Raw genomic sequence first — 14,164 nt, forward strand, 5'->3', positions numbered from 1 at the left:
ACGTTTTAGTTTAAAATTGTAACTTTAACGATTTTTCTTCCCCATTGACTAGAAGACCCTTTATCAGGCATTAACACATCAATTCTGTTACCTTTAATCGCTCCACCAGTATCTGCTGCAATTGCGACTCCATAACCTTCAACATTTACAGTTTTGCCTAATGGAATAACACTTGGATCTACAGCAATTAATTTCATTCCTGGGTTTGCAGTTAGATTATAACCTTTACCACCTGGTCCCCATGCAGAAAATACTTGTTGACCTGACGCATAACCATTTTCCGCTGGATCAGCTGTATAAGCTGTAGCTTCTACATAAATTTCTTTCCCACCAGCAGTTGGCTTAGAAGGTTGTGCAGGTTCTACCTTCGAATTATTATTAGCAACTGGTTCTGCCGGTTTACTAGCTTTTTCTTGCTTTTGCTTTTCAGCAATTTCTGCTTGTGCTTTCGCTAAAGCTTCTTGCTCAGCCTTTGCAGCCGCTTCTGCTTTTGCACGCTCTTCCGCTGCGATTCTTGCTGCTTCTTGTTCACGAGCAATTGTTTCTTGTACTGCCTTCATATTTGATTCAATTTTAGCTTTCTCTTCCGCTGCTAAATTAAGCTGACTTGCAACCTCATTATATTTAGCTTGAACTGTTTGTAAGTTATCTTGACGTTTTTTCAAGTTATCTTGCAGTTCAGCTTGCGCTTTTGCTAATTTTTGTTTGTCTACTACTAAAGATGCTTCTTTTTCGTCAATTGTTTTCTTATCTTCTTCAATTTGACGAAGATCTTGTTCTTGTAGACGTAAAATTTCTTTATCAGCTTCTAGAATAGTAGAAACTGCGTTCATACGTTGTAAGAAGTCTGCAAAGTTTTTTGACTCTACTACAACTTCTACTACTAAACTTGTATTTGAACTGTTTTGAACAGAAACCATACGTTTTCTCATAATGTCTTTACGAGCAAGGACTTTATCCTCTAAAACGACAATTTCTTCCTTTTTTTGTTCAATCTGCTTATGTGTTTCATCGATTTTACGTTGAATAGCAGCTTGATCCTCTTTATTTTTTGCAATTGTATTATTTAAATTATGTAGTTCGTTTTCAATACCTTTAATTTCTTTACTAACAGCTTGCTTCTCTTGCTCTTTCTTTTGCATTTCTGCATCGTTTTGTTGCAATTGCTGTTGCATGTTGTTAAGTTTCTCGTCGTTTGACTCTGCTTTAACAGCGACTGTACTAGAAAGACCGATAATTCCTGCTAATACTAGACAGCTGATTCGCTTAAAATAGTTCATAATCCGACTCCCTTCTTATACAGTTATACATGATTTATTTTACAGTTTGTTTACAAAACGATTAAATACAGTTTATTTTTCGTGACAAAAAAAAGAGAATTATGAATAAAATGTAATAGATTCTTAAATATTTAACAATTCCTATATTTAAAAAATACAAAAGATGCTAAAATCCAAATATAGAGAAAATATAACTTTCGAAGGCGGTTGAAATAAATACATGTTTACTCAAAAGAAATCACTCCAACATACAATTGCTCAATTAGAAGAGCGTATACAAGAATTAGAAGCAGAATTGAAACAAAAAGATATTGAAAAACAAGAGACTATTTCGACTATCCACGATCGTGTACAAAGCGTTGTACACGAGCATCAACTTGTAAATAACCAACACAATACACTCCAAAATTTAGTTCAACAATTAAGTTCATGTTTCGAAAATGTTTCAACACGCACGACACATTCCAATGAGTTAAATAATGAAATGTTGCAAAAGGAACAAAGCTTAATTCAGTCTATTGCAGAAATTATTGACTGCTCTAATGAAGGAAAAGAATCCGTTCACCGCTTACTTATTGTAATTAATAAATTAGGTGAACAATCTCAACGCACGTCTAATAGTATGAATCATCTAAGCGAACGCTCAAAGGAAATCGAGCAAATTGTAGAAGTCATTCAAAACATTGCAGCACAAACAAATTTACTTGCCTTAAATGCGAGTATTGAAGCCGCACGTGCTGGAGAGCACGGTAAAGGATTCGCTGTCGTTGCCAATGAAGTAAGAAAACTAGCGGAAAGTACAGCAGAAAGCACAAAAAACATCGGCAACTTAACGAAAAAAATTCAAGAAGAAATTGAAAAAGCATACGATAATACAAAAGATAATTTACATTTAGTCGATGAAGGTGTAGAAATGAGCGCCGATACAAACGCTAGAATTGAAAATATTTTAGTTATGATTCAAACGTTACAAAATGGCGCTACAAATGTTATTAAGGCTATTGAAAACCAAAAGTCTTGTAATGATGACATATTACGAGAATTCGCTAATACACAACAAATGTTCCAAAAATTAAATACTACTATTATGAATCATATTCATGATGCTGAAAAAGTCGATGTTCAATTGTCTAAAAGTCTTCAAGGAACAGTAACTTCTTAATTAAAAATAAAAATCCCTTATACTGCTATAAGGGATTTTTATTTTATTTCGAATATTTATTTCTTTTCAATATTCATCCATATCTTTGTTATAATGGAAAAGTTGTTTCTTTCAACTAATAAACAAGGAGGTTATTATGGAACAATTTTACTACGTTTTAAAATATTTAATTCTCGGTCTGTTCCAAGGACTAACAGAACCAATTCCGATTTCTTCAAGTGGTCACCTCGTTTTAGCACAACATTTGCTAGGACTAAAAATAGAAGGATTTAGCTTCGAACTACTTGTTAATTCAGCTTCATTATTAGCTGTATTACTTATTTATAGAAATGATTTAATTCGTCTGACGAAGAATGGTCTCTCTTATATATTTACAAGAGCAGAAGACGCGAAATCAGATTTCTTCTTTATTATTTATCTTGTTATTGCAACCATTCCAGCAGGTGTTATTGGTGTTTTATTTAAAGATTACATCGATCAGTACTTAAAAGGTGTGAAGATGGTTGGGATTTCCCTTCTTATTACTGCTGTCGGCCTTTGGATTATTAGAAATTTACGCGGTCGTAAAAATGATGGCGACCTTTCTATGAAAGATGCAATCATCGTCGGATTAGCACAAGCTTGCGCACTGATTCCTGGAATAAGCCGATCTGGTGCCACAATCGTAGCAGCAATGTTACTTGGTATGAAGCAAGAAACAGCTCTTCGCTTCTCATTCTTACTATACATTCCTGTTAGCTTAGGTGGCTTATTGTTAAGCATTACAGACATTGCAAATGATCCAAATCTAGACACATTATTCGTACCATATGTCGTTGCATTCATCGCAACATTTATCATGACGTATATTTCACTAAAATGGTTTATGAACATTATGGCAAAAGGAAATTTAAAGTATTTCTCTTTCTATTGTATTATCGTAGGTGTACTTACTCTTATTTTCTTATAAAGTGAAACTTACAAATCGAAAGCGAGTCATTCTATTACACTAGATGACTCGCTTTTTTATACCTTTATTAAGTTAAAACCTATCATTCACTTCGAATTTTCAGAATATTATAATAATTATTAAGTTCACTATTATAGTAAAGCTATCTTTCCTACTATTATCGTAAAAGAGGTGTTTATATACTTATAGTTACTAAACTCATTCACATTAAGTACGGATATGAAAGTGAGCTACTTTGTGAGCTTAAACAATATTATCCTTCCCCTGGAACGAACGGTTTTATTAACATAGAGTTTTCACATGTTCATCGTACAAATGATAAGACAGAATATATGTTTCGTATGTTATGGAAAACACAACAAGATTACCATACATGGCTTTCTCAAAGAAAAGGCCATGAAACTTTGAAGTACAAAATACAAGGCTATATCCTTTCTTCCAAATCAAATGCTACCTATGTGCATTAACTCTTCTCTTTTTATTCCTTGCGAGGAGAAAAATGATAAAGTGAAACTTTAATCCTCACCAATCGTGCTTCCCACAAATAGCGGGATAAAGAGCCCTCTTACTTTTCATACTGTAAGAGGGCTTCTCTTATGCATACACTTTCTTTTCTTGACAATACAAACGAATAACATGTTTATTTTGTTGAAATACATCATGCGTCAGACGAATAATAATAAAGTTTCGTTTTGTTTGATCATCATGAACAAAAATCTGTTCTCCCTCCTGAAAACGCCATGCACTTTCAAAAGTCGTAATATGATCCCCACTTACAGAAAAAAGTTCATATCGCATCTCTTGTACCCTCTCTCAACTTATATAATCATAATATCCTCATATTAAATTTATTATAACTTAATTCCTATAAAATTAGTAATTATTTCTATTTCGAAATATTTTAACTTTGTATTTAAATATTTTTAGCGCTATAATGATAAACGAATTTTTATTGAAAGGAGTTTCACTTTGACTGCATATTTATTTCCAGTAAAAACAGCATTTATTTTATTTCCTTTTTTAGCAATGTTTCTTTTAATCCCTTTTCTAATATTTAATTATCGAAAATACGGTTATTTAAATAAATGGCGCTCATTTATTTTATACTCATTATTACTTTACTTATTAAATGCCTATTTTCTTGTTATTTTGCCGTTGCCACAAACGTTTGATACTTGTAGCCTACAATCGGCTAATACACAACACATGCAACTCTCACCATTTTATTTCATACAAGAGATTAGTAGTCATACATCGGCAGTTTTAACGAAACCGGCTACTTATTTCTACTTATTAAAAGAGTCTGCTTTTTTACAAGTTGCATTTAATGTTCTATTAACTGTTCCATTCGGTATTTACTTACGTTATTATTTCCGACGTAGTTTCCTACAAACAATTTACATTTCCTTTTTCCTTTCACTATTTTTCGAGCTAACACAAGTGACTGGATTATACGGTATATACAATTGTGCATACCGATTATTTGATATCGATGATTTGTTTTTAAATACATTAGGTGGCGTAATTGGTTTTATCATTGCACCAATATTTACGTACTTCCTTCCAAAAACAAACGAGTTAGATAGTCATATTAATTTAGAAACGAAACCAGTCGGATTCATTCGTCGCCTTATCGCGATGCAAATTGATTGGATTTTCTTATCTATCGTTGTACCTGTCATTAAAAACAAAGGAAATTCTTTCTTCGTTTCTAATATGCAATCTTACACCAATATGTATGAACTCATTTTCATTACGTGTTCAATCCTTATTTACTTTATTATTATTCCATACTTTACGAATGGAAAAACAATTGGGAAAGCATTGCTTCGCATTCACCTGAAAGGAAAATCAGATCGTATTACATTAAAAGAACTATTTATTCGATACGGTATATTTTATTTTGCGTTAGGCGGAATCAATTATATTCTTTCTAGTAGTTCTATGTTAAATCATACAGAACCTTTAGTATTACTCGTTACATTGTTATTCCTATTCATCATTAACGGCCTGTTTATTATTCATGTTTTACTGCATGTATTTAGCCGTGATAAACTACTATTTTATGAGCATATTAGTCATACAAGAAATGCAATTACACTAAAAAAAGCTGACAAATAATTATTTGTCAGCTTTTTCATATACATAATGTGAAACTTTAATCAACCCTCCCAAAACGAGCGGTTATCTCCCACCGAATTTTGAGATGGGAGTATTACTGCCCGTTAATGCGGGATAAATAACTTTTCTGCATAAGGATTAAAAAACATTCCAAGTTCATCTAGAGACTTCCTCGCCTGTAAAAACGAATGAAACTCTGGATATATATCTTGTAATTGCTCATACGATAATGTATGCATTTTCCCCCAATGCGGACGCCCTTCATACTTCAGAAAAATTTTTTCCACTTCGCCAAAGTAAGCAGCATATTTCATACCTTTATACATATGAACAGCGATATACGCTGAATCTCTTCCATAGGCTGGACTAAGCCATATATCATCACCTTTCACATAGCGGCATTCGATCGGGAAGTGCACCTTATACTTTTTCTTTTCAATAAGATTTGAGATTTCTTCTACCACAGTCCTCATATACTTTGAAGGAATGCTATACTCCATTTCATAAAATGGTACCGTACGTGATGTAGCAAATACTTCATAGCTCGGGCCAATTATTTTTGTGTTTGGTACAGCCTTAGCTGATAATCGACTCACTCCTTTACTTATAGAAGGAAACCATTTACACCCTTTAGATAGTAAAGAGAACATCCTATTTTCAAGTAACTCCACCTTTAGTTTATGCCATTTCAAATCACTGCCTGTATTCGTTGTTTCGTTCGTAAGTTTTACTTGTACTTCATCAGAATAAGGAAAAACGAAAAATTCAAAGTGACGATGCTTCTTATACTCTTCTAGTTTGTTCATTACAGTAGATAATGACTGTTTTTCACTTTCATAAACGAGTGAATACGCTGGAATAACCTTCAATTTTATCTTTACAATGATACCTAACATTCCAAGTGACAACTGAAACGCTCTCCAATATTCTACGTTCTCAGCTTCCGAACAAACTATACTCTCACCATTAGATAAAACTGCCGTAATCTCTATAACTTGTGTTGATAAGCTCCCAAAGGTAATACCCGTTCCATGAGTCCCCGTACTAATCGCTCCTGCAATAGATTGCGAATCAATATCTCCTAAATTTTCTTGCGCATAACCTTTTTCCTCAAGTAACTTCCCTAAATCATATAACTTTGTTCCTGCCCACACTTCAGCGACCATCTTCTCTTCATCAATATTCACAATGCCCTTCAATTCATCTAAAGAAACTAAAACTTCTTCCGTTTGCACAAGGGGTGTAAACGAGTGTCCTGAACCAACAACACGAATTTTCTGCCCCTTTTTTCGTGCAACCCCCACTACTTCTACTACATCTTGTATACTTTCTGGATACATCGTATAATGCGGCGTCCCTTCTACATTCCCTGTCCAATTCCTCCACCTTTGTCCCTTTATAGAAAGCATTGGCCATCCCCCCGATATGTTGAATACTCCCCAACAATCTCTCCTTGTTTAACACGATACAAAAAAGGAAAGCGTTCACATAATTCACCAGCCTTACTATGACGAAACAAAATGGACTCTCCTATGTCCACTCTTTCCTCGCCGTTATAAAATATTGGCGTTTGTACCTCGCCAGCACCTTCTAAAGCTAATAGTTTTGCACCCTTTGGTCTCCAAACTTCAGGCTCTTTATCTTTTCCAACTGCTCCTGAAGCAATATATCCACCACCTAGGCAAGTGTAAATAAACGGGACTGGTTTACGCACAACTGGTAAGGCAAATCCGACCGCTGGATGAAATTTCACCTCTTTATAATAATCAAACAGCTTCGGAGAATAAAAAGCAGAACCTATTGTAATCTCTGAAACTGAATTATCTTTCTCAGTTGTTTTTATGCTTCCTGTTCCGCCTCCATTTACAAACCTTAGCTCAATACCAAGTTTTTGTATTGCTTTTACAATATATTCTCTTCTTTCTTTAACTTCTAGCACTGATTTCTGCTTTAAATACGAAATCACTTTACTTTTCAGCCATTGATTCGGTATATGGTCTCCCACCCCAGCAATTTGAGCTTCATAACCCATCACACCATCTAACATTAAATATGATGACCTTCTCACCTTTTCTACTACTTTCAACGCATCCTGCACATTTTTTACTGGGGATCTTTGTACACCAAAATGAAATTGAAAGAAACGACTACTCATATCAATATCCAAACAAACACGAAAACATCCTTTAGATTCCTCAGCAATTTTTTCTAAATACACAATATGCTCTTCACAATCCACCATACAAGTTATAATGAAACCTTTCTTTGTTAGCAAACTAATTTCATACAAAGCTCTTTCATCATAAGCAGGATATCCAAGCAATAAATCATTAAATCCTTGTTCTATTAAAAATAAAGTCTCTCTAGGTGAAAAGCACATAATACCTTGAAATCGATCATTTGCAGCTAAAATCTTTTGCATAATCGGAACAGAACGTAACGATTTACTCGCTATACGAATCTTCTTATTTCCACTTAACTCTATAATTGATTGAATATTTCTATCTAAAGCCACTTCATCCAAAAATGCACACGGTAATGGAACTTCTTTAAAAATTCCTCGATCCACATTTTTCTCTCCTCTTCTCAATATGTCTTATACATATTGGAAAGAAAGTGTGATTTTCCTGTTTGCAAATAAAAAAAGTTTCTTCTTTACGAAGAAACTTTTTGAAACTACTTCATAGAAATAGTCGCCTCTACTGGATAATGATCAGAGTAATCATTATACGTATATTTTTGGAACCATGATGTAACAGTCCATTGTGGAGATTTCGGCTGTAACACCTTATTCTCTATATACGATGGGTTCGCATGGTCTTTGCTTGCAATAATATAATCTAAATACTCGGCAGGACTATCAGGGAAATTATATTTTGCAATACTGTTTGTCGTTGCATCCCAAGTCGCTGTATGTCCAGTATAAGATGGTACAGAAGCGTTCAATGTTTTAAACATAGATGTATACTCTGAATCATTCTTGTTCTCTGCATTTATTTTATTTACGTTCATATCACCACCAATTAACACATACTCATTATTTGGTATATTTTTATTTTTAATAAAATCTTGAATTTCTTTTAATTGGTTCGTACGTACAGATGCAGGTGAAGTTTTTCCGCACATACTATCTTCAGCCTGCAAATGCGTCCCAATTACGTGAATGAAACGATCATTTTTCTTAATTTTCGTATATACAAATCCTTTATTCGATAAATTATCTGGCCCGCATCCTTTTGCAAATACATATTGAATCTTTTCAGCGATTGGCCATTTGCTGACAATCGCAACGCCACCATCTTCAGGAGTTGAAGATGAATAGTTCCCTAACGTTTTATCCCATTCGCTTCCACTACTACGACCTAATACTGCTGTTTGATTTGGATATTCTTTCTTCAAATTACCTAATAAACGATCTGATGCGCTATTATCAAACACTTCATTTAATATAACAACATCTTGATTCTTTATATAATCTGCCGCCCCAATTAAATCAGCACGCTCAGTTTGTCCCCAGTTTGGATATAAGTTTGTTGATAGCATATATACATTATGCGTCATCACTTTTAATGTATCATTTTGATTTGTAGATGCTTCTGCTTGAGCTGACGTTCCGCTATATAAAGCTCCTAAACCAACACCTAAGCTAAGTACACCTTTTAGCAATTTACCTTTCACGTTTCATACCTCCATGTATTGTATAGTGATAAAAAGGCCAAATACTCTATTCTGAGATTTGACCTTCTTCAAATACTTAACGATTTCCGTACGTATCAAACCAAAGCTGAATATATCCAGCAGTAACACGTTGTGCATCCATTAAACGCTTACCTGTCATTGGTGTAACTTCAGCGCGCCATTTATCTGCATATTCTTGTGATACAGCTGCTCTTACGAACCAATCTTTCGTATTATCATTTACAATGCCAGCATAATCTTGCTTCGCAACTACTGCCGCTCCATGAATCCAATCTTCTGGATTCGTACCTTTCCAGTTCCAATACCCATTTCCATCCGTTACTTTATAATTATCTTTTATCGTATCTACAAAGTTTTCATATTTAGAATGGAATCCTTGTGGATACGAAAGATTCGTAAAGTTTGCCGCATGCATCGGTTGGTTTACATCACCTAAATAATGAAGAGATAATCCTAAATAGAAGAATGCTTGTTTCATATCTTTATTTTTGTAAGACTCACCAGCTAATTTAAAATATTTAGCTCCAGTTTCCTTTGCCTGCTTTGCATACGGAATATAAGTTTTCCCATTGTCAGGGTCATAGAAATGTGAAGCAAATGTGCTATTATCATAATAAGGATTTTCATAGTCAGAAGCATAAATACCGTTCTCTAACTCAGTACGCCATTCATTTAATAGTGCAACTCGATCTTGTTTTACAAGTGTTGTATTACGAGACATAATATCAATTGCACGATTTACAATCCATAAATGAGAATTCACGCCTTCTTTATGTTTATCTTCAGCAGACCAGCGCGGAATAACTCCAAATCTCTGTCCCCCATCATTTTCATGAGCAAATGCAACACTTTGTAATGGAGCAACTAATGTAATAGCTGCCGCTAAAGCAAGTACTTTCTTTTTCATATAAAATCCTCCATTTTATAATTGAATTATTGTAAACATTTTGTTAGGATCCTATGATGTCATCCGGTTAACCTATGACTAGAATATCCCACCTTTCATGAAAATTCTATCACTAAATCAAAATACGCAAATGTTCATATCATTATAACTTTATACACAGTGAATATAATGAATGAATACACTTTCATTTTAATAAACTATTATTAAGGCTTGTCTAAACTAATGTAAAAAAAGAGTAAAGCATCTGAATGCTTTACTCTTTTTTTCTATTTGATAATATCGTTGGTAATTGTACATTAGTTGCCAGCTTACGAATAAATCCAAACACTAATCCCATTCCAATAAATATATATAATATCGTGAAAATCTTTCCAAAATCTGTCTGAGGACTAAAATCTTTATCTCCTACAGTTGTCAATGTCACAACACTAAAATATAACGCATCTAAAGGACGTAACCCTTCAACCGTACTATAAAAAATCGTACCCGATATTAAAGTCAAAATTGTTAATACGAATAATACTTGAAATTCTTTATCTTTCCACGCTCGTAAACAGGCTCTTAACATTCGCTTTAAAGTTAACAAAAATGAAAGCATTAGATTCTCCCTTCCAAACAAAAATACATTTAGTCAAAGGAAAGTCTATCACCTTTCAGTATAGAAAAAAAGTAGCCCTCTTCTATTTCTAGAAAAGGGCTACTCTTTTCGATTCTATCTTATTTAGGTGAAACAAGAATTTTCACTTGTGTTTTATCTTTTACAAGTGCTTCAAATCCTTCTTCAACAACTTGATCCACTGTAATTTTTTTCGTAATTAATTTCTCTGCTTGAATTTGACCAGAGCTAATTAATTTAATAACAGCTGGGAAGATGTGACGGTATCCTAAAATACCAATAACTTCTTTTTCTTTTAATACTAAATTATTCGGAGTAATTGTTGCGTCTTTTTCCCATACACTAACAATTACAGTTTGTCCTTCGAAGCTTGTACTTTCAATCGCTTGGCGTAATACAACTTCAACACCTGTTACTTCAAAGCTAACATTTACACCTAAACCATTTGTTAAGTTACGAATTTCAGCTAGCACATCTTGAGTTGCTGGATTTAATACATAATCTGCACCTGCTAATTTCGCTAACTCTTGACGTTCTTTAGAAAGCTCAACTGCAATAACAGGAGTTGCTCCTGCTGCTTTAGCTGCTTGGATAACAAGAAGTCCAATTGGACCGCAACCAAATACTGCTACAGCTTCCCCTTCTTTTAATTTACTTTGACGTACTGCATGAACTGCTACTGCTGCTGGTTCTACAAGCGCACCTTGTTCATACGTCATTTCATCTGGAATGTGATGAACCATATCTTCTGGTACTACTGTATATTCAGAGAAACCGCCGCCTTCTCCGCCAAGACCGTGGAAAACAAGTTGTTCACAAACATTGTAATGTCCATGTTTACAAGCTTCACATTTACCACAAGAATAAATTGGTTCTACAACAACACGGTCTCCCACTTTATGAGATGTAACTCCTTCACCAATCTCTATTACCTCACCACTAAACTCATGACCTAAAATAACAGGTGCTTTCACATGTGTTAATGGATGTTCTTCTGTTGGAATAAAAATAGGCCCTGCTAAATATTCATGCAAGTCTGTCCCACAAATACCACACCATTTAACTTTGATTTTCACTGTTCCTGGTTTTACTGTTGGTTCTGGTACTTCTTCTACTCGTACATCACGTTGATTATGCCAAAGTAGTGCTTTCATTTTATACATCCCTCTCTATGTATATACTTAACCTGGTGAAGTTTACAAATCTATTATAATACTTCTATCCATATATTTCAAAAAAACAATCACATCCCTACTAATTTTTTACAAATAACGTTCAATATTTTGTCACTTTGTACTTTTTTCCACATCTGTTAATTCAATTTCATTGCAGGTGAAATTAGCATTGTGCCATAATAGCATTGGAGAGGTGAATATCGCTTGAAATATTTTATTTACTTTATCGTTATCGTGGCTTTTTTAGATACATTTTCACAATTACCTATTATGAGTACTTTCGCTCAAAGCCTTGGAGGAACTCCTCTTATTATCGGGCTAGTTGTCGGTATGTACTCATTCGCTAATATGATTGGTAATATTATTGCTGGAGCCGCTGTCGATAAATTTGGTGCAAAAAAAATCCTTTATATAAGCATGGGAATTACGAGTTTCATAGTCTTGTTATACACCGTTGTTCAAAGTGGTGAACAACTATTAGTTGTGCGCTTTATGCATGGATTTAGTGATGGCTTTTTAATTCCTGCTGCCTTTACATTTTTATCAAAACAAACAAATGCAAAAAGACAAGGAAAAGCAATGGCTCTATCTGGTGCTGCTGTTGGAACAGCGGCAATCGTAGGACCTGCTTTCAGCGGTATTATGAAAGCAACAGCTGGCGTAGAATGGGTCTTCATTACTATTTCTATTTTAATGGCTCTTGGTACAATCGTATCTCTATTCTTCTTACCAAATAACGTATCAAGAAAAGATACATCAAGAACGCAAATGATGAACAAAGAAGATATGATTGAACTGTTAAAATCAGAACCGTTATTACAAGCATATATTGGTGCTTTCACATTAATGTTTTCACAAGGAATTGTCACTTATATGTTACCAGTAAAAGTTGAGGCATTAGCGCTTAAAGCATCTACAACAGGCATGATGTTAAGTGTATTTGGTATTACTGCTATCCTCTTCTTCTTGCTTCCAACAAATCGTATTTACGATCGATTTAATCGTTCGAAACTAATGCTAATCGGAATTGCAGTTATGGCATTCGCATTATCTTTACTCGGATTATTTGCTACAAAAGGTATGCTCTTTATTGTAATGATGATTTATGGAATTGGATTCGCAATCCTCTTTCCGTCTATTAACGCTTTACTCGTTGAAAATACTACAGACGATAATCGCGGAAAGGCATTCGGATTATTTTATGCCTTCTTCTCATTAGGAGTTGTTGCTGGCTCCTTTACAGTCGGCGCAATCGGAGCATCACCTAGCATCAGCTTCATTATCGGGACAGCATTTTTATTAACATTTGCTGGGATGATTTATGTAAGAAGCAAAGTAAAAAAGACAATGATGGGATAATCCATCGTTGTCTTTTTTAAAATGCATATTGATATAATCCGTAATATAATGGAAGCGTTGGAATAATTCCAATTAATTTAAATATAAAAGGTAATGGCTCATCTCGCTCTTCATATAAACGAAAAACAAAAACTGCAGTTAAAGTCCAAATGACGCTAAACAAGAAGATACATTTCCAAACAATCGAGGTTAATATTTGTATATCAAATACAAAACCAAAGAGCCCTATCCACGTAATAATAGATACTACAAAGTCAAACTTTTGAATTGGTGTTTGAAACATACCCCTTACTAACGAAATAATAGCTAACATTGCTACAATAACTAAATATATTTTCCAAAGCATAATGATAATCTCCTATTCAATTCAACTTTTAACTTTCAGCAAACCATATTTAATAAACAATATAGCATTATATTTTTCATAGAAATAATACAATGGATAACAAAATAAAAAGAAAATAAGTACAGTTGGTACATTGTCTACAATAGAAAAATATTTTACTAGTAATTCCTTAATACTCTCTCCAATAATAATAAACAATGGAATTATACAAATCATCGCTAATATTAAACATGACGTTACCCTTATTTCTTTCAACTTCACCTTACAATGTGGACACCTTAATGAAAAAGGATGTGGGAGATCAATAATATGTTGTACAGTAATATCCCCTTCACACTGTGGACATCCAATAACTTCTTTCATTTATCGCTTACTCCTTTCTATCTATAAAAAGAGCCATATTGAATAGAACTCTTTTTTGCCCAATATATTACTTTTGTGTATAACCAAATAACAATGTAAATAAATTGAGCCGTAAAGGCAATAATACATTACTTCTTTTAAAAAGAAAGTTTATAAATAACGACGATACTTCGACAATTTCCTCGGA

Annotated in this window: 14 protein-coding genes and 1 pseudogene; 5 read left to right on the forward strand and 10 right to left on the reverse strand. The window is 33.9% G+C overall.

Translation table 11 applies throughout. The annotated features are described in order from the left end of the window. Nucleotides 1-5 precede the first annotated feature (5 nt). Nucleotides 6-1,280, reverse strand: a complete 1,275-nt coding sequence (locus tag MHI28_RS14395) for a 3D domain-containing protein (protein WP_001105781.1) — start codon at nucleotides 1,278-1,280, stop codon at nucleotides 6-8. Nucleotides 1,281-1,911: 631 nt separating this feature from the next. On the opposite strand from MHI28_RS14395, the pseudogene MHI28_RS36150 reads away from it, so the two are divergent. From MHI28_RS36150 to MHI28_RS14410, 3 genes and pseudogenes are all read left to right on the forward strand, one after another. Further along, nucleotides 1,912-2,442, forward strand: a pseudogene (locus MHI28_RS36150) (methyl-accepting chemotaxis protein); the annotation flags it as partial. A gap of 136 nt (nucleotides 2,443-2,578) precedes the next feature. Beyond that, complete coding sequence (locus MHI28_RS14405; protein WP_000434794.1) at nucleotides 2,579-3,391, forward strand: undecaprenyl-diphosphate phosphatase; 813 nt, start codon at nucleotides 2,579-2,581, stop codon at nucleotides 3,389-3,391. 179 nt (nucleotides 3,392-3,570) lie between these two features. Beyond that, nucleotides 3,571-3,858 carry a hypothetical protein gene (locus MHI28_RS14410; protein WP_043333453.1) on the forward strand — a complete coding sequence of 96 codons (288 nt, stop codon included), beginning with the start codon at nucleotides 3,571-3,573 and terminating at the stop codon, nucleotides 3,856-3,858. Nucleotides 3,859-3,985: 127 nt separating this feature from the next. Here MHI28_RS14410 and MHI28_RS14415 read toward each other — a convergent pair whose 3' ends face one another. After that, nucleotides 3,986-4,189, reverse strand: a complete 204-nt coding sequence (locus MHI28_RS14415) for a hypothetical protein (protein WP_001268332.1) — start codon at nucleotides 4,187-4,189, stop codon at nucleotides 3,986-3,988. Between the two features lie 171 nt (nucleotides 4,190-4,360). Between MHI28_RS14415 and MHI28_RS14420 the strand changes: the two genes are divergently transcribed. After that, nucleotides 4,361-5,512: a VanZ family protein gene (locus MHI28_RS14420; RefSeq protein WP_000128031.1), complete on the forward strand. Its 1,152-nt coding sequence runs from the start codon at nucleotides 4,361-4,363 to the stop codon at nucleotides 5,510-5,512. 104 nt (nucleotides 5,513-5,616) lie between these two features. On the opposite strand, the gene MHI28_RS14425 is transcribed toward MHI28_RS14420, so the two are convergent. The 6 genes from MHI28_RS14425 to bdhA form a co-directional block, all read right to left on the reverse strand. Beyond that, on the reverse strand, nucleotides 5,617-6,921 hold the full coding sequence (locus MHI28_RS14425) for a D-arabinono-1,4-lactone oxidase (protein WP_000948963.1): 1,305 nt from the start codon (nucleotides 6,919-6,921) through the stop codon (nucleotides 5,617-5,619). Beyond that, nucleotides 6,909-8,081 (reverse strand): amino acid deaminase/aldolase, encoded by a 1,173-nt coding sequence (locus tag MHI28_RS14430; protein WP_000373748.1) that lies wholly within the window; start codon nucleotides 8,079-8,081, stop codon nucleotides 6,909-6,911. The genes MHI28_RS14425 and MHI28_RS14430 overlap by 13 nt, the downstream gene beginning before the upstream one ends. Before the next feature lie 107 nt (nucleotides 8,082-8,188). Next, nucleotides 8,189-9,190, reverse strand: a complete 1,002-nt coding sequence (sph, locus tag MHI28_RS14435; protein WP_000676793.1) for a sphingomyelinase C — start codon at nucleotides 9,188-9,190, stop codon at nucleotides 8,189-8,191. Between the two features lie 76 nt (nucleotides 9,191-9,266). Beyond that, entirely contained in the window at nucleotides 9,267-10,118 is an 852-nt protein-coding gene (gene cerA, locus MHI28_RS14440; protein WP_340828063.1) for a phospholipase CerA, read from the reverse strand. Nucleotides 10,119-10,371: 253 nt separating this feature from the next. Then, nucleotides 10,372-10,716, reverse strand: coding sequence for a potassium channel family protein (locus MHI28_RS14445; RefSeq protein WP_000948212.1), 345 nt, complete (start codon nucleotides 10,714-10,716; stop codon nucleotides 10,372-10,374). A gap of 119 nt (nucleotides 10,717-10,835) precedes the next feature. Further along, the gene (bdhA, locus tag MHI28_RS14450; RefSeq protein ID WP_000645827.1) at nucleotides 10,836-11,888 is read right to left on the reverse strand and encodes a (R,R)-butanediol dehydrogenase; all 1,053 of its coding nucleotides are present in this window, start codon (nucleotides 11,886-11,888) and stop codon (nucleotides 10,836-10,838) included. 225 nt (nucleotides 11,889-12,113) lie between these two features. Here bdhA and MHI28_RS14455 point away from each other — a divergent pair, with 225 nt between their 5' ends. After that, on the forward strand, nucleotides 12,114-13,268 hold the full coding sequence (locus tag MHI28_RS14455; RefSeq protein ID WP_000873268.1) for an MFS transporter: 1,155 nt from the start codon (nucleotides 12,114-12,116) through the stop codon (nucleotides 13,266-13,268). Nucleotides 13,269-13,284: 16 nt separating this feature from the next. Here the strand turns inward: MHI28_RS14455 and MHI28_RS14460 are convergent, their stop codons facing one another. Then, a complete protein-coding gene (locus MHI28_RS14460) occupies nucleotides 13,285-13,614 on the reverse strand; it encodes a hypothetical protein (protein WP_000964465.1) in 330 nt (109 codons plus the stop codon). A 21-nt stretch (nucleotides 13,615-13,635) separates the two neighbouring features. Next, the gene (locus tag MHI28_RS14465) at nucleotides 13,636-13,977 is read right to left on the reverse strand and encodes a hypothetical protein (RefSeq protein ID WP_000665762.1); all 342 of its coding nucleotides are present in this window, start codon (nucleotides 13,975-13,977) and stop codon (nucleotides 13,636-13,638) included. Nucleotides 13,978-14,164 lie beyond the last annotated feature (187 nt).

Source organism: Bacillus sp. FSL K6-0268 (assembly GCF_038005425.1).
In the GTDB taxonomy this organism is placed as follows: Bacteria; Bacillota; Bacilli; order Bacillales; family Bacillaceae_G; genus Bacillus_A; species Bacillus_A thuringiensis_S.